23 protein-coding genes are annotated in these 22,459 nt (G+C 67.1%); 16 read left to right on the forward strand and 7 right to left on the reverse strand.

Features of this window, described 5'->3' with window-relative positions:
• The first annotated feature begins 30 nt into the window (after nt 1-30).
• Both phoU (O5K31_RS14010) and phoB read left to right on the forward strand, forming a co-directional pair.
• Nucleotides 31-732: a phosphate signaling complex protein PhoU gene (gene phoU, locus O5K31_RS14010; protein WP_269714285.1), complete on the forward strand. Its 702-nt coding sequence runs from the start codon at nt 31-33 to the stop codon at nt 730-732.
• On the forward strand, nt 729-1,415 hold the full coding sequence (gene phoB / locus O5K31_RS14015) for a phosphate regulon transcriptional regulator PhoB (protein WP_269714287.1): 687 nt from the start codon (nt 729-731) through the stop codon (nt 1,413-1,415). The genes phoU (O5K31_RS14010) and phoB overlap by 4 nt, the downstream gene beginning before the upstream one ends.
• Nucleotides 1,416-1,475: 60 nt before the next feature.
• On the opposite strand, the gene O5K31_RS14020 is transcribed toward phoB, so the two are convergent.
• Nucleotides 1,476-1,898: a CBS domain-containing protein gene (locus tag O5K31_RS14020; RefSeq protein WP_269714289.1), complete on the reverse strand. Its 423-nt coding sequence runs from the start codon at nt 1,896-1,898 to the stop codon at nt 1,476-1,478.
• 57 nt (nt 1,899-1,955) lie between these two features.
• Entirely contained in the window at nt 1,956-3,611 is a 1,656-nt protein-coding gene (locus O5K31_RS14025; RefSeq protein WP_269714290.1) for an OprO/OprP family phosphate-selective porin, read from the reverse strand.
• Nucleotides 3,612-3,886: 275 nt separating this feature from the next.
• Between O5K31_RS14025 and pstS the strand changes: the two genes are divergently transcribed.
• The 5 genes from pstS to phoU (O5K31_RS14050) all read left to right on the forward strand — a co-directional run bounded on the left by pstS (nt 3,887) and on the right by phoU (O5K31_RS14050) (nt 8,326).
• Nucleotides 3,887-4,933, forward strand: a complete 1,047-nt coding sequence (gene pstS, locus O5K31_RS14030; protein ID WP_269714292.1) for a phosphate ABC transporter substrate-binding protein PstS — start codon at nt 3,887-3,889, stop codon at nt 4,931-4,933.
• Between the two features lie 66 nt (nt 4,934-4,999).
• Nucleotides 5,000-5,968 (forward strand): phosphate ABC transporter permease subunit PstC, encoded by a 969-nt coding sequence (pstC, locus tag O5K31_RS14035; RefSeq protein WP_269714293.1) that lies wholly within the window; start codon nt 5,000-5,002, stop codon nt 5,966-5,968.
• Nucleotides 5,968-6,813 (forward strand): phosphate ABC transporter permease PstA, encoded by an 846-nt coding sequence (gene pstA / locus O5K31_RS14040; protein ID WP_269714295.1) that lies wholly within the window; start codon nt 5,968-5,970, stop codon nt 6,811-6,813. The genes pstC and pstA overlap by 1 nt, the downstream gene beginning before the upstream one ends.
• A complete protein-coding gene (gene pstB, locus O5K31_RS14045) occupies nt 6,810-7,631 on the forward strand; it encodes a phosphate ABC transporter ATP-binding protein PstB (RefSeq protein WP_269714297.1) in 822 nt (273 codons plus the stop codon). Before pstA ends, pstB begins: the two co-directional genes overlap by 4 nt.
• A 17-nt stretch (nt 7,632-7,648) precedes the next feature.
• Entirely contained in the window at nt 7,649-8,326 is a 678-nt protein-coding gene (phoU, locus tag O5K31_RS14050; RefSeq protein WP_269714299.1) for a phosphate signaling complex protein PhoU, read from the forward strand.
• Between the two features lie 9 nt (nt 8,327-8,335).
• Here phoU (O5K31_RS14050) and O5K31_RS14055 read toward each other — a convergent pair whose 3' ends face one another.
• Nucleotides 8,336-9,796: an AlkA N-terminal domain-containing protein gene (locus O5K31_RS14055; RefSeq protein ID WP_269714301.1), complete on the reverse strand. Its 1,461-nt coding sequence runs from the start codon at nt 9,794-9,796 to the stop codon at nt 8,336-8,338.
• 120 nt (nt 9,797-9,916) lie between these two features.
• Here O5K31_RS14055 and ogt point away from each other — a divergent pair, with 120 nt between their 5' ends.
• The 8 genes from ogt to spt all read left to right on the forward strand — a co-directional run bounded on the left by ogt (nt 9,917) and on the right by spt (nt 18,022).
• Nucleotides 9,917-10,438 carry a methylated-DNA--[protein]-cysteine S-methyltransferase gene (ogt, locus tag O5K31_RS14060; RefSeq protein WP_269714303.1) on the forward strand — a complete coding sequence of 174 codons (522 nt, stop codon included), beginning with the start codon at nt 9,917-9,919 and terminating at the stop codon, nt 10,436-10,438.
• Nucleotides 10,439-10,500: 62 nt separating this feature from the next.
• Nucleotides 10,501-11,697: a glycerophosphotransferase gene (locus O5K31_RS14065; protein WP_332367261.1), complete on the forward strand. Its 1,197-nt coding sequence runs from the start codon at nt 10,501-10,503 to the stop codon at nt 11,695-11,697.
• Nucleotides 11,694-12,452 carry a sterol desaturase family protein gene (locus tag O5K31_RS14070; RefSeq protein WP_269714305.1) on the forward strand — a complete coding sequence of 253 codons (759 nt, stop codon included), beginning with the start codon at nt 11,694-11,696 and terminating at the stop codon, nt 12,450-12,452. The genes O5K31_RS14065 and O5K31_RS14070 overlap by 4 nt, the downstream gene beginning before the upstream one ends.
• A 2-nt stretch (nt 12,453-12,454) precedes the next feature.
• Nucleotides 12,455-13,804 carry a lipopolysaccharide biosynthesis protein gene (locus tag O5K31_RS14075; protein ID WP_269714307.1) on the forward strand — a complete coding sequence of 450 codons (1,350 nt, stop codon included), beginning with the start codon at nt 12,455-12,457 and terminating at the stop codon, nt 13,802-13,804.
• Nucleotides 13,804-15,510: a fatty acyl-AMP ligase gene (locus tag O5K31_RS14080; protein WP_269714309.1), complete on the forward strand. Its 1,707-nt coding sequence runs from the start codon at nt 13,804-13,806 to the stop codon at nt 15,508-15,510. Before O5K31_RS14075 ends, O5K31_RS14080 begins: the two co-directional genes overlap by 1 nt.
• Nucleotide 15,511: 1 nt before the next feature.
• Nucleotides 15,512-16,453 carry an NAD-dependent epimerase/dehydratase family protein gene (locus O5K31_RS14085; protein WP_269714311.1) on the forward strand — a complete coding sequence of 314 codons (942 nt, stop codon included), beginning with the start codon at nt 15,512-15,514 and terminating at the stop codon, nt 16,451-16,453.
• A 93-nt stretch (nt 16,454-16,546) separates the two neighbouring features.
• Nucleotides 16,547-16,798: an acyl carrier protein gene (locus tag O5K31_RS14090; protein ID WP_269717065.1), complete on the forward strand. Its 252-nt coding sequence runs from the start codon at nt 16,547-16,549 to the stop codon at nt 16,796-16,798.
• Between the two features lie 3 nt (nt 16,799-16,801).
• A complete protein-coding gene (gene spt, locus O5K31_RS14095; protein WP_269714313.1) occupies nt 16,802-18,022 on the forward strand; it encodes a serine palmitoyltransferase in 1,221 nt (406 codons plus the stop codon).
• Nucleotides 18,023-18,060: 38 nt separating this feature from the next.
• Here spt and O5K31_RS14100 read toward each other — a convergent pair whose 3' ends face one another.
• From O5K31_RS14100 to O5K31_RS14110, 3 genes are read right to left on the reverse strand one after another with little or no spacing between them, the layout of a single operon-like run.
• Entirely contained in the window at nt 18,061-18,978 is a 918-nt protein-coding gene (locus O5K31_RS14100) for a hypothetical protein (RefSeq protein WP_269714314.1), read from the reverse strand.
• On the reverse strand, nt 18,975-19,907 hold the full coding sequence (locus O5K31_RS14105) for a diacylglycerol/lipid kinase family protein (RefSeq protein ID WP_269714317.1): 933 nt from the start codon (nt 19,905-19,907) through the stop codon (nt 18,975-18,977). The genes O5K31_RS14100 and O5K31_RS14105 overlap by 4 nt, the downstream gene beginning before the upstream one ends.
• Nucleotides 19,892-21,013: a CDP-alcohol phosphatidyltransferase family protein gene (locus O5K31_RS14110; RefSeq protein ID WP_442867719.1), complete on the reverse strand. Its 1,122-nt coding sequence runs from the start codon at nt 21,011-21,013 to the stop codon at nt 19,892-19,894. The genes O5K31_RS14105 and O5K31_RS14110 overlap by 16 nt, the downstream gene beginning before the upstream one ends.
• Before the next feature lie 77 nt (nt 21,014-21,090).
• On the opposite strand from O5K31_RS14110, the gene O5K31_RS14115 reads away from it, so the two are divergent.
• The gene (locus O5K31_RS14115) at nt 21,091-21,966 is read left to right on the forward strand and encodes a metallophosphoesterase family protein (RefSeq protein WP_269714319.1); all 876 of its coding nucleotides are present in this window, start codon (nt 21,091-21,093) and stop codon (nt 21,964-21,966) included.
• On the opposite strand, the gene O5K31_RS14120 is transcribed toward O5K31_RS14115, so the two are convergent.
• Nucleotides 21,967-22,431, reverse strand: coding sequence for a DUF2141 domain-containing protein (locus tag O5K31_RS14120; protein WP_269714321.1), 465 nt, complete (start codon nt 22,429-22,431; stop codon nt 21,967-21,969).
• Nucleotides 22,432-22,459 lie beyond the last annotated feature (28 nt).

The raw sequence follows: 22,459 nt of genomic DNA on the forward strand, positions 1-22,459 counted from the left end.
GGCTATTAAGAGCCCAGTACGGAGACAGCTGTGGACGCATCCCGCGCCGATGAACTTCGCCAACTCGCCGCTGAAGTGACCCGAATGGGCGGCCTAGCCGAATCCCAGGTCGCCGACGCCGTCGATTGTCTGGCCAAGCGCGATACGGTCATGGCTCGCCAGTTGATCGAACGCGATGTGCGTCTCGACGCCATGCAGGCGGATATCGAGCGACGCGCCATCAGCTTCATCGCCCTGCACGGCCCCGCCGGCGGTGACCTGCGCCGGGCGGTCTCGGCCATGAAGCTGGCCATGAACCTGGAACGCTGCGGCGACCTGGCGCGCAACATCGCCAAGCGCAGCCTGGTCCTGGCCGACGCCGACCCCACCAGCATCATGCGCGCCATGGAGCGCATGGGCCGCCTGGTTTCGTCCCGCCTCAACGAGGTCGTCGACGCCTACGCCGTCACCGACTTCGACCGCGCCCTCGGCGTCTGGCGCCGGGATGAGGAGGTCGACGACCACTACGAGAGCCTCTTCCGCGAGTTGCTTGAGCTGATGCGGCAGGATTCGGCGACGGTTCAGACCGGCGCGCACCTGCTGTTCATCGCCAAGAACCTCGAGCGGATCGGGGACCACGCCACCAACATTGCCGAGATCATCCATTTCGAGATCACCGGCGAAGAGATCACCGCAGAGCGCCCCAAATGGAGCGCGCTCGACTCACCACCCAAAGAGGATTTGGCGCTGTGAAACCACACCTTCTCGTCGTCGAGGATGAGGACGCCCTGGCCGCCCTGCTTCAGTACAATCTGGAAAAGGAAGGCTATCGCGTCACCCACGCCGCCGATGGGGAGGACGCCATCCTGCGGATGGGCGAGGACGCGCCGGATCTGGTCGTTCTCGACTGGATGCTGCCCAAGGTCTCGGGCATCGAGGTCTGCCGCCGCCTGCGCGGCCGGGCCCAGACCCGCAATGTGCCGATCATCATGCTCACAGCCCGCAGCGAGGAGACGGACAAGGTCCGTGGTCTCGACACCGGCGCTGACGACTATCTGGTCAAGCCCTTCGGCATGACCGAGCTGACCGCCCGCGTCCGCGCCCTGCTGCGCCGCAGCCGTCCAGGCCTGACCGACGACCAGCTGGCCCACGGCGACATCGTCATGGACCGCGTCGCCCACCGGGTGAAGCGCGGCGGCCGCGAGGTGAAGCTTGGTCCGACGGAGTTCAAGCTGCTGGACTATTTCCTGCAGCATCCGGGCCGGGTGTTCAGCCGCGAGCGCCTGCTGGACGCGGTCTGGGGTCCGGACGTCTATATCGACCTGCGCACCGTCGACGTTCATGTCGGCCGCCTGCGCAAGGCCCTGAACGCCGACTCGACCGTGGACGCCATCCGCACGGTGCGCTCCGCCGGTTACGCACTGGATCTCAGCTAGGTCTATAAAAAGCGCCGCGCTCTCCGTTGAGGGCGCGGCGTCTTCGTTCTTGGATCGCTTCTAGTGGTCGGCGGGCGCGGCGGAGATTTCCTCCAGCGTCGCGCCGACGACCTTGGCGCCGTAGTCCTGCGCCACATCGCCCAGCGACAGAATGCCAGTAAGGCGACCTGCGCCGTTCAGAACGACGAGCCGGCGAACCGAATGGTTGGCCATCTTCGCGGTGGCGTCGGCGAGGTTGTCGTCCTCGCTGCAGCTCTGGATATCGGAGCTCATCACCTCAGAAACCGGGCCGTCCAGGTCGCCGCCCTTGGCCACCAGGCGCACGACGATGTCGCGGTCGGTGATCAGGCCGGTGACCTTGCCGTCCTCAACGATGGGCAGGGCTCCTGAGTCGATCTCGGACATCAGGCGGGCGATCTCACGGACCGAGGTGTCCGGTTTGGCGGTGACCACCTGCGCGGTCATGACTTCACTGACTTTCAAGGGGAGCTCCTTCTTGGTGCTCTAAAACCTCCCCCTGACCCGAAACGTTCCGCGCCCTCAGAAAGCCAGTTGCAGGCGTGTGGAAACGACCTGGTATTCCTGGCCGATCTGAGCGCCGACCGGAGTGACGAACGTCGTCGCGTTAGGCGACAGGCGATCGATCTCGACGTTCTGGAAGTCGAACATCAGGCGTACGCTGGGGTTCATGTACCAGTTCAGACCGACGGTCCAGATCGACTGCTCGCCGCCGCGGACGGCGTTCGCCGCCGGGGCGGAGCCCGCCGTCCCCTCGTTGTCGTTCAGATCCAGCACCGAATAGCGCACGCCCAGTTCCAGCGCGCCCCATGCGCCGGCAGCCGGGTTGAACGGAAAATTCGGCCTGGGCGCGTCGAAGGCGCCGATGGCGCGGTTGTAGACGCGCTGCTCGCCGGTGAGCACCCAGCTGCCTTGCGCGTACCACGCCTTGAAGCTCGGATTGGACAGGGTGCTGCCCATGCGGTCGATTCCGAACCTGAAATACTCGCCCTCGGCCAGGAAGGGGCCCCGCTGAACGGCCGCTTCCAGGCCGGCGGTGTAGGCGTTGTCCGCGTTGATGGCGCCGCTATCGACCAAGCGAGTGGCGTCGACGCGCAGTTCCGGTCGATCGCGGAACTGGACCGGGAAGCGGGCGCCGGCGGCGTCGGGACCGATGGCGTCGGCCGGCCGCGAGACGTACGAGCCGTTCACGCCAAGGTGGGCCAGCCAGTTCGCGCCGGAGAAGGCAGCGACGGCCGCCCGACCGGTGAAGCCCAACTGCTCATCAAACGGTTGATTCGTGACACTGCCGCTCGAATTGATCGTGCCGACGGTCGATCCTGTAACAGCGCCGGCGGCCAGCCAGTAGGCGGAAATGCCCGTGTCGCCGCCGCCAAGATCACCATTAGCCAAGGCCTGGATGGCCATGCGGTAGTCGCCGGCGGCAAGGCCACGGATGGTCTCGGCCGGAGCCGGGCGTTCCAAGAATACCGAGCCCGAGGTCGAGGTGTTGGCGCCGAGGCTGACCTGCGGGTCGAAGGCGCCGGCCCGAATCTGGAGCGGCTTGAAACCGCTGTACTGAAGCCAGGCCTCATGAATTCGCCCCGCGTCTTCGGCGCCAGAGCCGCCAAAGTCGTAGAGCAGGTTGTACTGGAAGTCGCCGAACAGCCTGCCCTCGATACCGATGCGGGCGCGTCTCGCGTTGGCGCCGTCGTTCAGATCGCGGGCGCGAGCGGTGTCGCCCGAACCGGCGCCTCGGCGCAGATCGACGCTGATCGGGCCAGCCGAATCCTGGAAATACATCGCGGCGTCAGCCTGCAACACGCCGCGGATGCTGGCGGTGAATCGGCCGTCCGTGGTGGAGAAGGTCGGCCGGCCGTTCGACATCGCAACGGTGGGCGATGCGGCCAGCTTGGTGACCGCGGCGTCCGTGGCGTCGCTGGCGATCTTAAGTTCGATAATCTCCGCGTTGGCCGCTTCGGCCGTGGCCTTGGCTTCGGCGGAGGCCATCGCAGCGGCGGCGTTGGCCGCTTCCAACGCGTTAAGGCGCTTGGTCAGGGCTTCCAACTGAGCACGCATGGCGGCGATCTCGGCGTCGCGGGGGTCGGCGGCGTAAGCGCCGGTCGCGCCGGTTGAGAGCAGCAGCGCGATGAGCGCGCCCCGAGCGACAGACCGCCGCGCTGAACTAGCTTGGCTCATGAAGCGCCCCCCTCTTGCCGCGTTGGCCGCGACGACTTCGCAATGCCGCTTGTGATGAGTACCGGCTTACTGAAGCCACATGACGGTTTGCTTAACTTTTTATGACGATTACGTGACCGATTGTCGCGCGATAAGGCCCTCATGACTTTTGGAAGGGCCCGACGACGGTGATCGTCGTCAAACCATCATACAACACTCATAGAACCATCGCCGAGGGTCACTAAACGCCGCTAAGACGCGCCTGCTCGGCGCCGTCACAGCGGCAGGGGATGGCTATGCTGAAGCGCATTTTCATAGCGGTGGTTTGCGCTGGCGCGATGACAGCCCTCGGCGCGACCGCCGCGAAGGCCGACATTTCCGGCGCCGGCGCCACCTTCCCCGCCCCCGTCTACGCTAAATGGGCCGAGGCCTATAAGCGCCAGACCGGCGTCGGCCTGAACTATCAGGCCATCGGCTCAGGCGGCGGCATTCGCCAGATCACCGCCAAGACGGTGGCCTTCGGCGCTTCAGACAAGCCGCTGAATCCGGACGATCTCGCCTCGAGCGGACTGATTCAGTTTCCAACCGTCATCGGCGGCGTGGTTCCGGTCTTAAACATTCCGGGCGTTGCGCCGGGCCAGCTGAGACTGACCGGTCCGTTGTTGGCCGACATATTTCGCGGCCAGATCAAGCGCTGGAATGATCCGGCCATCGTCAGGCTGAACCCGGGCGTGAAGCTACCCCCTATCCCGATCACCGTGGTCCATCGCGCCGACGGATCAGGGACTACTTTCCTGTTCACCACCTACCTGTCTCAAAAGGCTCCACGCTGGGCTGAGCAGGTCGGCGCCAATGACTCGGTCCAGTGGCCCACGGGCCTGGGCGGCAAGGGAAACGACGGCGTCTCGGCTTTCGTGAAGCAGACCACCGGCTCCATCGGCTATGTCGAGTACGCCTTCGCCAAGCAGAACAAGCTGACCCACGCCCAGATGCAGAACAGGGCCGGCAAGTTCGTCCAGCCGACCGCCGACGCATTCAGCGCCGCGGCCGCCAACGCCAAGTGGTCGTCGGCCCCGGGCTACTATCTGTTGCTGCTCGATCAGCCGGGCGCGAACTCGTGGCCAATCACGGGCGCCACCTTTATTCTGATGCACAAGAACCAAACGAACGCCGAACAGGGCCGGGAGGTGTTGAAGTTCTTCGACTGGGCTTTCAAGAGCGGCGACAATCTGGCATCGAGCCTCGACTACGTCGCCATGCCCGCAGCAATTAAGACCCAGATCCGCAAAACCTGGTCCAGCCAGATCAAGTCTGGCGGCAAATCCGTCCTTGTCGCCAACTGATCCCAGCGACGCCACTTGGCCGCGGATGTCCCCTGACTTTCGCGGCGCCCCTTCGGTGAGAAGCAGATGACCCTGACCGCAGACGCATCGCCGGGCCTGAAGGCGCCCCGCGCCGCAAGGCCCAAGGGCGCCAGCTTCGATCCCATCTTCCAGGCCCTGTGCTTTAGCGCGGCCACCGCGCTGCTGGCGGCGCTGGGCGGCGTCATCGTCACCTTGGCGATCGGCGGCTGGCCCGCCTTCCAGGCCATGGGGCTGGGCTTCATCACGTCCTCCGAATGGAATCCGGTGACGGATGTCTATGGCGCGGCTGGGCCGCTGGTCGGGACGATCCTCACCGCCGCCCTGGCGCTCGCCTTCTCCCTGCCCGTCGCTTTCGGCGTGGCGATCTTTCTCGTGGAGTTCTGCCCGACCGTCCTGCGCCGCCCGATCGGCACGGCGGTCGAACTGCTCGCCGGCATTCCCTCCATCGTCTACGGCATGTGGGGGCTGTTCGTTTTCGCCCCCTTCTTCGCCAACCATGTCCAGATGCCGCTGATGATGGCCGCCCCTCCAGGAAGCCTGATGGAGAAGCTGGTGACCGGCATCCCCAATGGCACGGGCATCCTGGCCGCCGCGATCATCCTGGCGATCATGATCCTGCCCTTCATGGCGGCCATGCTGCGCGAGCTGCTTCTGACCGTGCCGCCGCAGGTTCGGGAAAGCGCCTATGGCCTGGGCGCGACCCGCCTTGAGGTCGTCTCCTCGGTCACCCTGCCCTATGTGCGCAGCGGCGCCATCGGCGCGGTGATGCTGGGCCTCGGCCGCGCCTTGGGCGAGACCATGGCCGTGACTTTCATCATCGGTAACTCGCATGGCTTCCCGGCGTCGATCTTCGACAGCGGCTCAACAATCGCCTCGACCATCGCCAACGAATTCACCGAAGCCACCAGCGTGGCCCATACCTCCTCGCTGCTGGCCCTGGGCCTGATGCTGTTCGTCATCACCTTCGCGGTGCTGGGCCTGGCCCGCCTGCTGATCGGCCGGAGCCAACACTGATGAAATCGGCACGCGCCATCCAGCGCCAGATCGCCAACGGCATCTTCGCCGTCGGCTGCTATCTGGTGACCTTCGTCGCCCTGGCCTTCCTGGCCGCCATTCTCTGGTCCCTGGTCAAACAGGGCGTCGGCGGCCTCGATCTGGCCGTCTTCACCAAGGACACGCCCGCGCCCGGCTCGGAAGGCGGCCTGCGCAACGCCATCCTCGGCTCGCTGATGATGTGCGCCCTGGGCATGACCGCGGCCCTGATAATCGGGGTCCTGGCGGGCACCTGGCTGGCGGAGTACGCTGGCGACAGCAAGTATGGCGCGGTCGTCCGTTTCCTGAACGATGTCCTGCTGTCGGCCCCGTCGATCCTGATCGGCCTGTTTATCTACGGCATCCTGGTCTCGCCCTTTGGCGGCTTCTCGGGCTATGCCGGCGCCGCGGCCCTGGCCCTGCTGGCCGCGCCCGTCATCACCCGCGCCACCGAGGATGTTCTGCGGCTGCAGCCGGGCGCCCTGCGCGAGTCGGCCGTGGCCCTGGGCACCCCCCTGTGGCGCACCATCCTGTCGGTGCTGTGGCGCTCGGCGAGCGGCGGCATCCTGACCGGCGCCCTGTTGGCCTTCGCCCGCATCACCGGTGAGACCGCTCCCCTGCTGTTCACCGCCCTGAACAACCAGTTCTTCAGCCTCAACATGAGCAAGCCGACCGCCAGCCTGCCGGTTGTCATCTATCAGTACGCGCTCAGCGCCTATGATGACTGGCGCCGCCTGGCCTGGGCGGGCGCCCTGCTCATCGCCGTCACCGTGCTGGCCGTCACCATCATCGCGCGCATCGTCGCCAGGGAGCCCCGTCGCTCATGAACGCCATCCTCAACCCGGCGCAAGAAGGCGCTCTCGAAACCTCCATCGTTCCGGTGCCGTCCGAACTGGTGAAGGTGGACATCCAGAACCTGGATTTTCACTACGGGACCAAGCAGGCCCTGTTCGGGGTGAGCGTCGGGTTCGCCAAGAACGCCGTGACCGCGCTGATCGGCCCGTCGGGCTGTGGCAAGTCCACCCTGCTGCGCACCATGAACCGGATGTACGCCTTGTACCCGGGTCAAAAGGCCAGCGGGAAGATCATGCTCGACGGCTATGATCTCCTGAGCTCCAGCCTGGACCTGCCGACCCTGCGCTCGCGCGTGGGCATGGTGTTCCAGAAGCCGACGCCGTTCCCGATGTCGATCTACGACAACGTCGCCTTCGGCATGCGTCTGTACGAAAAGCTCTCCAAGGCTGACACCGACGCCCGCGTCGAGGAAGCCCTGCGCCGCGCCGCCCTGTGGGACGAGGTGAAGGACAAGCTCAAGGAGTCGGGCCTCGGCCTCTCCGGCGGTCAGCAGCAGCGTCTGTGCGTCGCCCGCGCCATCGCCATCAAGCCTGAAGTCCTGCTGCTGGACGAGCCGGCGTCGGCGCTCGACCCGATCTCGACGGCGCGTCTGGAAGAGACCATCGCCCTGCTCAAGACCGACTACACCATCGTCATCGTGACCCATAACCTGGGCCAGGCGGCGCGCTGCTCGGACTATACGGGCCTGATGTACCTGGGGAACCTGGTCGAATTCGGCCCAACCGAGCAGATGTTCACCAACCCGGTCACCCAACGCGCCCGTGACTATGTCACCGGCCGCTTCGGCTAGACCTCGGAGGACCTGACATGGAACACACCATCACCGCCTTCGAGAACGAACTCACCGAACTGACGGAGGGCGTGATCGCGCTGGGCGTCCTGGCTCAGAGCCAGCTGGACGACGCCCTGTCGGGCATCTTCCAGAGTGACTTCAAGTTGGCCGAACGCGCCATCAAGCGCGACCCGGCCCTCGACGCCCTCGCCATCGACATCGAACGCAAGTCGGTCCGCATGATCGCCCTGCGCCAACCCATGGCCGAGGATCTTCGCCGACCCATCGCGGCCATGAAGATCGCCATGAACCTGGAACGCTGTGGCGACCTGGCCAAGAACGTGGCCAAGCGCACGCTGAAGATCGGCGCCTCGGGCGTGACCCCCTTCGCCGCTCCGGTCGAACGCATGGGCCGTCTGGTCGCCGCCCGCCTTGGCGCGGTTCTGACCGCTTACGGCTCGCGCAATGTCAGCCAGGCCGTCGAAGTCTGGTCGCAGGACGCCGAGATCGACGAACACTACGAGCAGCTGTTCGCCAGCCTGCTGGCGCGCATGGCCGAGGATCCTGAGTCCATCGCCGCCTGCACGCACCTGCTGTTCATCGCCAAGAACCTGGAACGCATCGGCGACCACGCCACCAACATCGCCGAACTGATCCACTACGAGATCACCGGCGTGGAGCTGGTCGAGGAACGTCCCAAGTTCGACGCATAAGCTGACCGCCTAGGCCGCGTCCGCCGCCCAAAGATGCTGGGCTGCGTAGGCGCGCCATGGCCGCCAGGCTTCGGCCCGCGCCAGCAGCTCCTTTGGCGTCGGCCGCACCCCGGCCTCGTCCGCCAGCGCCCGCATCAGGCCGATATCGGCGGCGGGGAAGGCGTCAGGCTCGCGCATCTGACGCATGGCGATGTATTGCGCCGTCCACTCGCCGATCCCGGACAGCCCCTTCAACTGATCGACCGCCTCCTCCAGGCTGCGGCGGGCGCTGAAGATGTGTGGGTCCGCCGCCACCGCCGCGGCCAGCGAGGACAGGGCCGCGCCCCGCGTGCGCGGCATGCCAAGGGCCGCGATATCCGATTGCGCCAGGCGTTCGGCGGTCGGAAAGACGTGCGTCAGGCCGGGGAAGTCTGGGTCGGCCCGTTTCAGCGGCGCGCCATGGGCGGCCACCAGCTTGCCGGCCAGGTTGATGGCCGCGACCACTGTGATCTGCTGGCCCAGCACCGCGCGCACCGCCAGTTCCAGACCGTCCCAGGCTCCGGGCGTGCGCAGGCCCGGCCGGGCGGCGATCAGCGGCGCCAGCACAGGGTCAGCGGACAGGTGGCATCCTACCGCGTCCGGATCAACGGCCAGATCGAACACCCGCCGCAGCCGGGCGATGATCGCCGGCAGGGCCGAAAGCTTGGGAAAGCGGATGGTCGCCTTCAGCGCATTGACCTCCGCCGGTTCGACGGCGACCACGCCCTGGGCGCCCTCCAGATCGATCGTGCGGAAGTAGCGGTTAGCCTCCACCACCTCGACGCCGGGGATCGCTCGCACGCGCAGGAAGTCCAGCATGGCGGGCCAGTCATAGGGCGGGCGGTAGCGCAGCAGGATCGTCACCTCGCCCAGCGGACCGGACGACACCTCGCCCTGCGACCGGCGCAAGGTGCTGGGCGGGCGGCCAAAGAGTTGCTGGAACGTCTCGTTGAAGCGCCGCACGCTGCCGAAGCCGGACGCCAGGGCGATCTCGGCCATGGGCAGCCGCGTCTCGTGAATCAGCTGCTTGGCCAGCAGAACGCGCCGGGTCTGGGCCACCGCGATAGGCGAGGCGCCCAGGTGGCTCTTGAACAGGCGACGGAGCTGTCGCTCGCCCATGCCCAGCCGCCCGGCCAAGGTCTCCACATCGGCATTGTCCAGCGCCCCGGCCTCGATCAGGCCCAGGGCCCGCGATACCGTGCTGGACGAACCGCGCCAGGCGCCCAGGTCAGGCGCCGTCTCTGGCCGACAGCGCAGGCACGGGCGGAAGCCCGCTTCCTGCGCGGCGGCGGCGGAGGGGTAGAAGACCATGTTCTCGCGCTTTGGCGTGCGCGCCGGACAGATAGGACGGCAGTAGATGCCAGTCGTCTTCACCCCGCCGAAGATACGTCCGTCAAAGCGGACGTCACGGGTGCAGATGGCGCGGTAGCAGGCGTCTTGATCCAGATCCATGTCCCGAAGCCTGCACCCCGCACCGCGCCGTGTCTCGCGGTTTTCGGACATGTCTGTACGCCGCATCATCGCGTCCGAAAACCGCGAGCATCGCTAGGGTGACTGGTCCAAAATCGCGCGATGACCGAACTGACCTTCTACAGTGAGACGCTGTCGACCCCGACCGGGAGCATGGTCCTGCTGACCGACTCCCAGGACCGATTGCGTGTCATCGACTGGGCCGACTATGACCACCGGATGCTCCGGCTCCTGACGGCGCAGTACCGAAAGCCCATTCGGATCCAGACCCGCAGGGCCCCAACCTCTCCAGCGCGTGCCGCGATGAGCGACTATTTCGACGGCGACCTGACCGTCATCGACAGTCTGGTCACCGAAACAGCCGGCACCCAATTCCAGCGAGCAGTGTGGAAAGCCCTGCGCGACATTCCGCCAGGCCAAACCACCAGCTACGGCGCCCTCGCCGCCGCCATCGGCAGGCCATCGGCGGTACGGGCGGTCGGGGCGGCCAACGGCGCCAATCCGATCGGCGTGGTCGTCCCCTGCCACCGGGTGATCGGAGCCAACGCCTCCCTGACTGGCTATGGCGGCGGGCTGGAACGCAAGCGCTGGCTGCTGGCCCACGAAGGCGCCGCTCACAGCTAGAGCATTGCTACAGATTGTCGTCCGCTCCGGCCTGTGGGATGAACCACTCAGGGTGGGGCTTGGTGCAGTCAGTGAAGCAGATCGAGAGCGGCGCGTCCGGGCGCTCTGGCGCATCCCGGCGAAAGCGTCAGGTGGCGTTCCTGTATATCGCCCAGCAGCACCAGATCCTCCACAGCATCACCATCGCCATCGAACTGGCGCGAGGCTGGCCGGATATCGAGGTCCACGCCCTGGCCGTGACATCCGGGCATATCGACTATCTTCGCACCACCATCGCCGCCCTGGGAGGGGCGCCGATCAAGCTGAAGCTGCTGGGGCCGGCCGCTCTGCGCAATCTGCGCCGCCGGGGCGCTTCGACCCCACCCAAGGCGGTGATGCTGGCGGCGAACCTTCGGGTGCTGGCCCGCTACGACGCCATCGTCACGCCTGAGCGCACGACCGCCATGGTGCGGCGCCTGGGCCTGATCCGTCCGGCCCTGATCTATACTCAGCACGGCGCCGGCGACCGGGGCGGGCCATTTGAGCCGCGCCTCAAGGTCTTCGACCTGGTCATGGCGGCCGGCCCCAAGCAGTACGCCCGCATGGTCGATTGCGGGCTGGTGGAGGCGGAACACTGCGCCATGGTCGGCTATCCAAAGTTCGACCTCGTCGACGGCCTGGCTATCGGTCAGCAGCGGCTGTTCGAAAACGACCGCCCCAGCGTGCTCTACAACCCGCATTTCGACCCAACGCTCAGCTCGTGGCCGGGCTGGGGCATGCAGGTGCTGGAGCAGTTCGCCGCCCAGGATCGCTACAACCTGATCTTCGCTCCGCACCTGCGTCTGTTCGACGGCGCGAATCTTCAAGACCGGGCGAGACTGGCGAAGTTCAAGGACCATCCCAATATCCGCATCGACTTGGGCGGGCCGGCGACCATCGACATGACCTATACGACCGCGGCGGACGCCTATCTGGGCGACGTCAGCAGCCAGATCTACGAATTCGTCCGCAAGCCCCGTCCGACGGCGTTCCTCAACGCCCATGGCGTCGCCTGGCGTGACGATCCCAACTATCGGCATTGGGCGTTCGGCCCGGTCGCCGAGAGGGTCGAAGACCTCATGCCGACCATCGACCGGGCGTTCGCCGAGAAGGCGCGCTACATCCCCGAACAACAGGCCGGGTTCAGCGAAACCTTCGACCTGCGACCAGAAACCTCTTCCCTTCGCGCGGCCCGGGCCGTTGCGAATTGCCTCGAGAAGGCGCAAGTGCGGCCGTCATGACCAAGGATACCTCCCCCGCCGCGCTTGAGCGCATCCGCGAAGCCGCCCTGCGCTATGATCTGGGCCGCATGGATATGAAGCGCCTGACGGTGGTCTATTTCACCTACCCCGCCGTGCTCGTCTATCTGGCGCTGTCGGCGGCGACGATCTGGGGCGCGGTCGCCACCGGCGCCGGCGCGCAGCCGATCCGCACCCTGGCGGCCTTCGTGGCGGCGCAGGTGCTGTATCCGGTGGTCTGGTACTGCCTGCACCGATGGGTCCTGCACGGACGGTGGCTGTATCGCATGAAGTGGTCCGCCACCCTGTGGAAGCGCATCCACTACGATCACCATCAGCAGCCCAATCGCATGGACGTGCTGTTCGGTTCGCTGACCAACACCCTGCCGACCATCTCGCTGGCGACCGTGCCGGTGGGCTATCTGATCGGCGGATGGAGCGCGGCGTTCACGGCCCTGGCCACGGGCCTGCTGATGACTTGCTTCTACGAGTTCTGCCACTGCATCCAGCACCTGAACTACATCCCGAAGAACAAGTGGCTGGCGCGGATCAAGGTGCTGCACATGGCGCACCACTTCCACAACGAGAACGGCAACTACGGGATCATCACCTTCTGGCCGGACAAGCTGCTGGGCACTGAGTACGGCCCCAAGGAGCGTCCGCGCAGTCCGACGGTGTTCAACCTCGGCTATGACGGCGAGGAAGCCGAGCGCTATCCGTGGGTCGCCGAGCTGTCCGGCGACACGCCGCGGCGCTAGGGGTGCAAATCCAGACGACAGGCCTGCTGCGTCGCGTCCTGGCCAATGCGGGGGTTCTCCTCGGCGGCCGGGTCGTGAACGCGGTGATCAGCCTCGCCTACATGGCGGTGGCTGCGCGCGCCCTCGGCGCGACGGGCCTCGGCGTTCTGGTCCTGATCAACGCCTTCGCGCAGCTGGTTGGCGACGGCGTCAAGTTTCAGTCCTGGCAGACCGTGCTTAACTACGGCGCCGCGCCCTTCGCCGAGGACCGCAAACCTGACTTCCAGCGGGTGGTGCGCTTCACCCTGTTTCTCGACCTTGTCAGCGGACTGGTGGGTGTCCTCGTTGGCATCATCGGCGCGATCCTGTTCGACGAGGAACTGGGCTGGTCGGTCGCCCTCGCGCCGGCCGCCGCCGTCTACGCCCTGTCGATCTTCGCCATGACCCCCGCGACGCCCGTGGGTCTGCTGCGACTGTTCAACCGTTTCGACCTGATGTCGGCCCAGGCGGCGATCAGCTCGACGGTGCGTCTGGCCGGCGGCCTCGCGGCCTGGTGGCTGAAGGCCCCGGTCGAGATGTTCCTGTTGGTCTGGGCGGCCGGCACTATCGCGGCCTTCCTGTATCTGTGCGGCGTATCGGCCCTGGAGATGAAGCGCCGCGATCTGCTGAGCGGCTGGTCATGGCGAGGCCCGCTGACCGCCGGCATGCCCAACGCCTGGCGCTTCGCCTGGGCGACGAATTTCAGCGCCACGGTGGATGTGATGTTCACCCACGTGGTCACGCTGGTGATCGGCGCCGTCATGGGACCCGCCCCCGCCGCCCTGTGGCGGGTGGGCCGGCAGGTGGCCGACGCCCTGGCCAAGCCCGCCAAGCTGCTGATCCCCGCCCTTTATCCCGAACTGGCCCGCCTGCGCGCCGCCAAGGGCGAGGCGGCCATGACCAAGCTGGCGGTGCAGGTCGGACTGCTGGGCGGCGGGGTCGCCACTCTTCTGCTGGTGGTCACCATCTTCGCCGGCGGGCCGATTCTCACCCTCGTCATGGGACCGGCCTTCGCCGATGCGCAGGAGGTCATGGTCTGGCAGGTCGCCGCCGCGGTAGTCGCCATCTGGGCTCTGCCGCTGGAGCCGATGCTGGTGTCCCTGGGCCAGGCGGGCGCCGCCTTGCGCGTGCGGCTGGCGGTCTGTGTGCTCTATCTGGGCGTTCTGGTGCCCGTCGTCCGCACCTGGGGCCCAAACGGCGCCGGCGCGGCGCTCGTCGGAGCCGGCATACTCATGGGCCTGGGCATGCTATGGGCCCTGCGCCGCGGCTATCGGCTCAATCCCGAACTCAATTCACTTGATAGCGCTGTCAAAAGCGAGCGAAACCCCGACTGATGATCACCCCCACCGCCCCCGACCGCGCCATCCGCCTCGCCGACTTCGCAACCCTGACCGAGGCGCTCGACTACGCCGCGACCGGCGTGACCGGCATGAACCTGTATTCGCTGCGCGGCGAACTGGTCGAAGCCCTGCCTTATTCGACCCTGCGGACCGACGCCCTGGCGCTGGGCAAGCGCCTGCTGGCCAGCGGCCTGCAAACGGGTGATCGCGTCGGCCTGATCGCCGAAACGGACGGTGACTTCGTCCGTGGCTTCTTCGCTTGCCAGTACGCGGGACTGATCCCCGCGCCCCTGCCCCTGCCCGCCGCTCTCGGCGGCCGCGCGCCCTACATCGCCCAGATCGCCCGCCTGCTGCAGTCGGCCGACGCCGCCGCCGTGTTCGGCCCCGAGGCGATGCTGGAATGGATCAAGGAAGCGGCCGAACAAGCCGGGGTGAAAGCCGCCGGCCTGATCCGCGACCTGCCGGAAGGCGACGCCGATCTGCCTGCCATCGTCGCCGACGGCCCCTGCTATCTGCAATTTTCGTCGGGCAGCACGCGTTTCCCCACGGGCGTGCTGGTCACCCATCAGGCCATGATGGCCAACGCCGTAGCCATCACCCGCGACGGCCTGAAGGTGAAGCCGGACGACCGCGCGGTCTCGTGGCTGCCGCTCTATCACGACATGGGCATGGTCGGGTTCCTGCTCAGCCCGATGTCCAGCCAGATGTCGGTCGACCTGCTGCCCACCGGCGCCTTCGTTCGCCGGCCGTTGCTGTGGCTGGACCTGATCAGCAAGAACGGCGGCACGATCTCCTACAGCCCCAGCTTTGGCTTCGAGCTCTGCGCCCGCCGGGGCGAAAGCGCCGCCATCGACCATATCGACCTGTCCAAGTGGCGCGTGGCCGGGATCGGCGGCGACATGATCCGCATGAAGCCGCTGCAGGCCTTCGCCGACACCTTCGGCAAGATCGGCTTCGACAAGAAGGCCTACTTCGCCAGCTACGGCATGGCCGAGGCCACCCTGGCGCTCAGCATGGCCCCGCTGGATGGCGGCCTCGTCGCCGAGGTGCTGGACCTGCACAAGCTGGAACACGACGGTGTCGCCGTGCCCGGGACCGACACAGCGCCGTCGCGCGCCTTCGCCCGCTGCGGTCCCGCCCTGCCAGGCCATGAGCTGGAAGTGCGCGACATCGACGGCTCGATTCTGCCCGAGCGCCGAGTCGGCCGCATCTTCGCGCGCGGCCCCAGCCTGATGCGCGGCTACTTCCGCCAGCCCGAAATCACGTCCGAAGTCCTGTCCGAGGACGGCTGGCTGGACACCGGCGACCTTGGCTATTTCGTCGACGGCGAGATCGTCATCACCGGCCGGGCCAAGGACCTGATCATCCTCAACGGCCGCAACATCTGGCCGCAAGACCTGGAATGGACCGCCGAGGCTGAGATCACGACCCTGCGCAGCGGTGACGTGGCGGCCTTCTCCGTGGCCGGCGACGGCGAGGAGGCCATCGTCGTCCTGGCCCAGTGCCGCAGCTCCGACCCGGAGGTGCGCGGCGCCCTGGTCGAGGAGATCGCCAACGTCCTGCGCGTTCGCCACAGCATCGAGGCGCGCGTCCAGCTGGTCGGCTCCCACGCCCTGCCCCAGACCTCGTCGGGCAAGCTGAGCCGGTCCAAGGCCAAGGCCGCCTATATCGCCGGAGCCTTCGCGCCCGAGGCCGCCTGACATGGCCCTGGCGGCGGTCACCGGCGCGACGGGCTTCCTGGGCCGCCATCTGGTCCGCGCCCTGGCCGAGGCAGGGTTCGACGTCCGCGTCCTGATGCGCCGTGATCCGGTCCATCCCCTGTGGCGCGAGATCGAGCCGCAGGTGGTGCTGGGCTCGCTATCGGACCCGTCGGCGCTGGAGCGCCTCTGCGACGGCGCCGACGTGGTCATCCACTGCGCCGGGCTGATCAAGGCCCGCAATCGCGCCGAATTCGACGCCGTGAACCGGGATGGCGCCGTGGCGGTCGCCCACGCCGCCCTGAAAACGGCGCCTACGGCCCGCTTCCTGCTGATCTCCAGCCTCGTCGCCCGCGAGCCGCAGCTTTCCCACTACGCCGCCTCCAAACGAGCGGGCGAAGAAGCGGCGGCCAAGCTGCTTGGCGACCGGCTGACCATCGTGCGGCCGCCCGCGATCTATGGTCCGGGCGATGTGGAGACCTTCGCCCTGTTCAAGGCGGCCGCGACGGCGCCGCTCTTACCGGTGTTTGATTCGGCCGCTCGGATCGCCCTCGTCCATGTCGAGGACGCCGCGGACCAGATCGTCGCCCTGGCCAAAGACAGGAATCCTGGCGCTTTAGCCACCCTGTGCGACGCAAATCTCGCCGGTTACAGCTGGGTCGATCTGATGAGCGCCGCATCGGAGGCGGTCGGTCGAAAGCCGCGTTTGGTCAAGCTTCCCGACGGCGTTGTAAAGCTTGTCGGCATGCTCGGAAGCCTTGCGGCGAAAGGAAGCGGCGTCGCAATGCTGACCTCCGAGAAGGCCCGCGAAATCCTTCATCGCGACTGGTCGGTGTCGCTTAAAGAACACAATCCGAGACTTCCTTCGCCCCGATACGGGCTTAAAGAGGGTTTTGCGCAAACCGTGGCGTGGTACCGCAATAATGGGTGGTTGGCGCCCCTTTAAATTTGCCGTTCAACCGCCCACGTTTTTGTTACAATGGTGTCACGGCAGCGGGGGCTGTTGCACACCTTCACCACATCCGGGCTGGCGTCACCGTTGGAAACAGTAACTGATCTTACCGTTCGCGAAATCGGCCGCGCGGCCGAAAGCGTTCTCGGCCGCAGCGTCGAGGTGTCCGAAGACACCGACATCATGCGCGATCTCGAAGTCGACTCCCTCGCCCTGATGAACATCGTCATGGAGCTTGAGGACGCCTTCGACCTCTCGATTCCCCTGGACCGGCTCGCCGACGTCCAGACCGCAGGCCAACTGGCCAGCCTCATCAAAGATCTCAAGAAAAGAAGCTAGGACATGGGCCTTTTCGACAAGCACCTGGCCTATGCTCAGGCTTACGAGGCTATCCGCAACGCCGGGGCCGATCCGTTCAACGTGAAGTTCGAACAGGTCCTTTCGCCGACCGAAGGGATCATTGACGGTCGCCGCACGATTCTGCTGGGGTCCCATAACTATCTGGGCCTGACCTTCGACCCCACGGTTCTTGAAGCCGCCGCCAAGGCCCTGACCGAAAGCGGCGCCGGCACGACCGGCTCGCGTATCGCCAACGGCAATTTCGATGGCCATCGCCGTCTGGAAAGCGAGCTGGCGCGGTTCTACGGCCGCAAGCACGCCATGGTGTTCACGACCGGCTATCAAGCCAACCTGGGCATGCTTTCCAGCTTGGTCGGCCGCGGCGATCATCTGATCTTGGACGCCGACAGCCACGCCTCGATCTATGACGCTTCGCGTCTGGGCATGGCCGAGGTCATCCGCTTCCGCCACAACGACCCTGAAGACCTCTACAAGCGCCTCAAGCGCCTGCAGGGCGTTCCCGGCGATCGCCTGATCGTGGTCGAGGGCATCTACTCGATGCTAGGCGACATCGCTCCGCTGAAGGAGATGGTCGCGGTGAAGCGCGAGATGGGCGCCTATCTGCTCGTCGACGAAGCGCACTCCATGGGCGTCCTGGGTGAAAAAGGCCGCGGCCTCGCCGAGGTCGTGGGCGTTGAGGAAGACGTCGATTTCGTCGTCGGCACCTTCTCCAAGAGCCTGGCCGGCATCGGCGGCTTCTGCGTCTCGAACCTGGATGGGTTCGAGGTCATGCGCGTTACCTGCCGCCCGTACATGTTCACCGCCTCCCTGCCGCCGGCGACCGTCGCCTCGACCACGGCCGCGCTGCACCGCATGGAGACCGACCCGGGCCTGCGTCAGCGGGTCATGGCCAACGCCAAGCGCCTCTATGACGGCCTGAACGCCATGGGCTTCGTCACTGGCCCCACCTGCAACCCGATCGTCGCCATCGCCCTGCCAGACCAGCCGGTGGCCATCGGCGTTTGGAACGCCCTGATGAAGGCCGGCGTCTATATGAACCTGGCCCTGCCGCCGGCCACGCCGGACATGCGTCCCCTGCTGCGCGCCAGCGTCAGCGCCGCTCACAGTGACGAACAGATCGACGCTGTCCTCGCCATGTTCAAGCAGGTCGGCGAGGCCTTCGGCCTGATCGAAGGCGATGTGAAGCGCGTGGCTACGGCCTAGACGCTACGATTTTCGGACTTTGCGAACGCGCCCATCCCTCAGGATCGGGCGCGTTTTGCTTTCCACAGCCTCAGCATCGCGCCGGGCGCGGCCAGGACGGGGTGCCGCTCGCGCCACGGCGTCAGCGGCACGGGCAGGCCCGTATGCCGCTCGATCTTCCAGGCGGCGTAGCGGGCCGCGCCCTCGAAGGTGAAGGCCGCCTTGAGCAGCCGCGCCACGTTGAGCGGCTTTCCCATCCGCCGGCGCCAGCCCCAAGCGGCCAGGACGCGCCTGCGCTCGCCGGCCGGCATTCGCGGCGATAGGCCGTCAGGGCTCTCCTCGACATCCAGCTGATCCTCACGCCAGGCGGCCACAAGGCGTTCGGCGTAGCGCGCGGGATCGACGTCCAGGATCGAACGCTCGCGGCCCGGCGCCTCGACCCGCAGCTCGGCCGCGTAGGTCTGGCGGAACAAGGCGGTCCAGAAGGCGTCGGCCGGTCCACGTTCAGGACCCAAGGCGGCGGCGAAGCGGGCGGCGGTGACGGCGGCGGCGGTCACCGCCCCCTCGACCTGCGGCCCGGCCACGCCATCCGCGGTCCAGACCAGCCGCGTCGGCTGCACGAAACGAGCCCAGATGGTGGTGTCGAGGGTTCGTCCCTCGGCGGCGGCCCGGAACTGCTCCAGGCTCATGCTGGCAACCTTGGCGCGCAGGATACGGCCCTCGATCTCCAGCTCGTGATAGCTGACATCGGGCCACAGCCATCGGCTGGCCAAGCCGAAGGGACCGCGGCCGCCCGGACGGTCGCTCAGGACGTAGTAGTCCAGCACCCCGTCCAGATCGCCGGTTCGCAGTATGGAGCCGTAGAACAGCACCGCCCGCACGCCCTCGCGCGTCGCCAGATGCTCGGCGAAGGCGCGGATTTCCGGCAGGACCGATCCCGCCAGTTCCTTGGCCACAAGGTCGGCGAGCGAACTCATGGGGCGAGGAAGGTGATCGGCTCGCCCAGCCGCACCTCGACCGCGCCGCCGGGATAGATTTCGCCATCGACCACGAACGGTTCGGGAATCCACAGGTTCAGCACCTCGGCGTCCCCACGCCGATAGCCGCCCTCGGCCAGCTTCTCGTCGGCGTCGCCCTTCAGGATATGCGGGATGGCGGCGTGCAGGCGATGGGGCGGGGCGTCGATATCCAGGAACTTCAGGCCTTCGCGCGGCTGTCCGAACGGCTTGAGGCCGAAAGGCATCCGCTTCAGCGCCGTGGCCATGAACAGGAATCGCGAGCGTACGTAGCCCGGCTCACCGTCCGCCGCCACCCGCATGGGCACCCCGCCCCGCCAGGCATGCCCCTCGTCGCCGGCCAGGGTGCGAAGAACAGCCCCCACCAGCGTCACCACCACAGCGACGTTGTGGAACGCGCCCCAGGCGTGAACGGTCTGAGCCATGTTGGTGGCGCGCACAAAGGCCGCCGCGCCCAGGATGAAACCCTGCAGCGGCGGATGCCCGCCCTCGGGCCAGGAGATCAGCATGGGCGCGCGCTGCTTCAGCGCCGGCTCGGCCGCCCCGGCCTTGGTCAGGGCGTCCTGGAGCGACCAGTCGCGCGCCGCGCCCAGGTCCAGCGCCAGCATGTTGGTCTTGCCAGAGGGCAGCACCGCGACCACCGGTTGGCTATCGCCAAAGGCCGCGGGCATGGCGGTCAGCACTTCGCGGACCGTACCGTCGCCGCCGTCGATCACCAGAAGCTCGACCCCGGCCTTGGCGTAGCGGCGCAGGGTCTCAGCCAGATCGTCGGGTGTCGAAGGCTCGGCGAACAGGCATGCACCGTCGCCCGCACCCAGCGGACCCGTCTGGCGGTTGCCATGACTCTTGGGATTGCGGATGACGCCGGGGATCATCAGGCGGCCAGCCAAGAGGTGATCGAACCCTTGGGCTCGCGCGCCGCCTGCACGATCTGGGCGGCATGAACGCCAAAGCAGATCACCGTCCATACGGCCACGGCGACAAGGCCCAGGTCAGGTCGGCCCAACAGGACCGCCGCGGTCAGCAGGATAAGGTTCGGGTTACGGCGGGCGGTGATCAGGCGGAAGAAGCTGTCGAACGGCCGCCAAGCATGCATCTCCAGCTTGAAGCGGGCCAGGAAGATTCCTTCCTCGATCCGCTGAGCCACATAGCCGCCGGCGACGATGGCCAGGAACAGGCCTTCCCAGGGCAAGGGATGCGGCCCCGCCTGCACCCCGACCAGCCACGCCCACCACCAGAAGGGCGGATGGACCAGATCAATGCCGTGATCGAAGACGTTGCCCAGCTTGGACGAGGTCAGGGTCACCCGCGCCAACTTGCCGTCCACCGTATCGAGGAACGTCATGATCCAGGCGCAGACCAGGCCCAGGGCGAAGTGGCCGGTCCAGAACAGGCCGAACGCCGCCAGCACCAGGATGAAACCGGCCATGGTCACCTGGTTCGGCGTTATTCCGGCAAGGGCGCACCAGCGGGTGACGACACGCGCGGGCGCGGGCCAGACATACTTGGTGACCAGGTCGGTGACGCCCTTGTAGGAGCCCTGGAACAGGCGCTTCTCCACCGCCCGGACGCGGTCAGGGGTCAAGCGCTCCAGCACCGGCGCCTCGCGCTTGCGAAGGGCGCTGTTGTAGGCCGAGCCCAGCTCCAGCGCGGTCAGGCGCTTCAGCGGCAAGGCGGAGGGATCCGACGCCGCAGCGGGGGCATCGGCGGCGGTGACGCAAACGGCGGTCACCTCGCCCGCCTCGTCCACCAGCGCGACGCCCGGCTGGACGGACAGGGCGCGGAGCAGCGCTTCATCGAACACCCAGCCGGCATTGGCCAGGATCACCACCCGCTCGCGGTCGGCGGGGATGGCGGCCACGGGCTCGACGCCCACGCGGCGGAAGATGCGGTGCAGCCGCTCGGTCGAGGTCATTCCCCAAATCCGAACACCCGCCTCGCCCACGACCAGCCCGACGGGCTGGCGGCCTTCTTCGGCGCCCGATACGGTCGTCACCAGCAATCCACCCCTTGCAACTCAGGCGACTTGATACGCAGGTTCGCTCCGACTTGCCAGAAAGCGACCCCGCACCTTTGTACCGTCTTGCGCATTTTTCGGACCCTCACCTGCCGTCGCCCCCCGGGTCGATGACCCCGGCCTATGCCTTAACCAAGCGACTGCTCAGCTGGTCCTCCTGGCGACGCAAGCGGAGCAAGCAGCACAAGCGCGAGGTGCTGGACGCGATCACCGCCGACGTGGCCGCCTATCATCCCGACCATCTGGTGATCACCGGCGACCTGATCAACTTCTCGGCGGACAAGGAATTCGCCGCCGCGCGAACCTGGCTGGAGAGCTTGGGTGATGCGCGTGACGTCACCGTGACGCCGGGCAATCACGACGCTCTGGCCGGACGTGGCGCGTTCGATCCCTGGGCCGAATGGCTTGAGGACAAGACGACCGACTGCTTTCCGAAGGTGCGCATCCGCGACGAGGTGGCCATCGTCTGCGTGAACACCGGCGTGCCGACCGCCCCGCTCCTGGCGACTGGGACCTGCGGGCAGGCGCAGCTTGAGCGGCTCGGCCCAATGCTCGACGAGCTCGGCGCCAGGGGACTGTTCCGCATTATCGCCATTCACCACCCGCCGACACCCGGCGGCTCGCCGCGTAAGGCCCTGACCGATCAGGCCGCCCTGCGCGCCGTTCTGGAAAAGCACGGCGCGGAACTGATCCTGCACGGCCACACCCACGTGCCGCTTCTGGGCGCGGTTCGCGGCCCCAAGGGTTCTATCCCGGCGGTGTGCGCGCCGTCGGCTTCGCAGAAGCCCGCGGGCAAGAACCCCGCCGCACGCTGGCACGGCGTGGAGGTCGAGCGTGCCGGCGACGGCTGGACGGTTCGCGTGGTGGTGCGGGGGTTCGCGCCCGAGGGCGGTCCGATACGGGCCCTGGGCCAGTACCGGCTGGACGTCTGACTATTTCAGATAGCGCAGGGTCGAGCGGATGGCCGTGTCGCCCCGGACGACAAACCGAACGGCCTCGAAGGAGGGAAGACCCACCTTGGTCGGGGCGTCGTTGGAGAATCCGAATCCTTCGGTCGGCATGCCGATGACGCTGCGGTTGAAATCCCGGTCGCCGTTCCAGTCGTGATAGATCGCCACGGCGTACGCGCCCGGCTGTACGTTGAAGCACACCGTGGTCACCGGCGCGGTCGTCGCGGCGCGGATACGGTACAGCTTTCCTTTCGGCGCCAGGAAGCGTTTGCGATCGTCGGGATAGACCGTGACCGCGATCTCGCCCTTGGCGGCGCGCACGCCCGCGACGTGAACCGTCAGTCTTGCCGACCCCGTGCCTTCGCAGGCCTGGGCGAATGCGGACGAACCTGTCGTCACGGCGGCGGCCGCTACGGCCACGCCCAACAGCAAGGTTCGCGCTTTCATGAAAATCGGCGACTCCCTATGATGCCGA

This window comes from Caulobacter sp. NIBR2454, from assembly GCF_027474405.1.
Lineage (GTDB): Bacteria > Pseudomonadota > Alphaproteobacteria > Caulobacterales > Caulobacteraceae > Caulobacter.

Excerpts from the sequence above, each read along its gene's own strand:
- pstB (WP_269714297.1), top strand. The coding sequence starts at position 6,810 with ATGAACGCCATCCTCAACCCGGCGCAAGAAGGCGCTCTCGAAACCTCC.
- O5K31_RS14055 (WP_269714301.1), bottom strand. The coding sequence starts at position 9,796 with ATGGATCTGGATCAAGACGCCTGCTACCGCGCCATCTGCACCCGTGAC.
- O5K31_RS14025 (WP_269714290.1), bottom strand. The coding sequence starts at position 3,611 with ATGAGCCAAGCTAGTTCAGCGCGGCGGTCTGTCGCTCGGGGCGCGCTC.
- spt (WP_269714313.1), top strand. The coding sequence starts at position 16,802 with ATGGGCCTTTTCGACAAGCACCTGGCCTATGCTCAGGCTTACGAGGCT.
- phoU (WP_269714299.1), top strand. The coding sequence starts at position 7,649 with ATGGAACACACCATCACCGCCTTCGAGAACGAACTCACCGAACTGACG.
- O5K31_RS14080 (WP_269714309.1), top strand. The coding sequence starts at position 13,804 with ATGATCACCCCCACCGCCCCCGACCGCGCCATCCGCCTCGCCGACTTC.
- pstS (WP_269714292.1), top strand. The coding sequence starts at position 3,887 with ATGCTGAAGCGCATTTTCATAGCGGTGGTTTGCGCTGGCGCGATGACA.
- pstA (WP_269714295.1), top strand. The coding sequence starts at position 5,968 with ATGAAATCGGCACGCGCCATCCAGCGCCAGATCGCCAACGGCATCTTC.
- O5K31_RS14120 (WP_269714321.1), bottom strand. The coding sequence starts at position 22,431 with ATGAAAGCGCGAACCTTGCTGTTGGGCGTGGCCGTAGCGGCCGCCGCC.
- O5K31_RS14070 (WP_269714305.1), top strand. The coding sequence starts at position 11,694 with ATGACCAAGGATACCTCCCCCGCCGCGCTTGAGCGCATCCGCGAAGCC.
- pstC (WP_269714293.1), top strand. The coding sequence starts at position 5,000 with ATGACCCTGACCGCAGACGCATCGCCGGGCCTGAAGGCGCCCCGCGCC.
- ogt (WP_269714303.1), top strand. The coding sequence starts at position 9,917 with ATGACCGAACTGACCTTCTACAGTGAGACGCTGTCGACCCCGACCGGG.
- O5K31_RS14085 (WP_269714311.1), top strand. The coding sequence starts at position 15,512 with ATGGCCCTGGCGGCGGTCACCGGCGCGACGGGCTTCCTGGGCCGCCAT.
- O5K31_RS14100 (WP_269714314.1), bottom strand. The coding sequence starts at position 18,978 with ATGAGTTCGCTCGCCGACCTTGTGGCCAAGGAACTGGCGGGATCGGTC.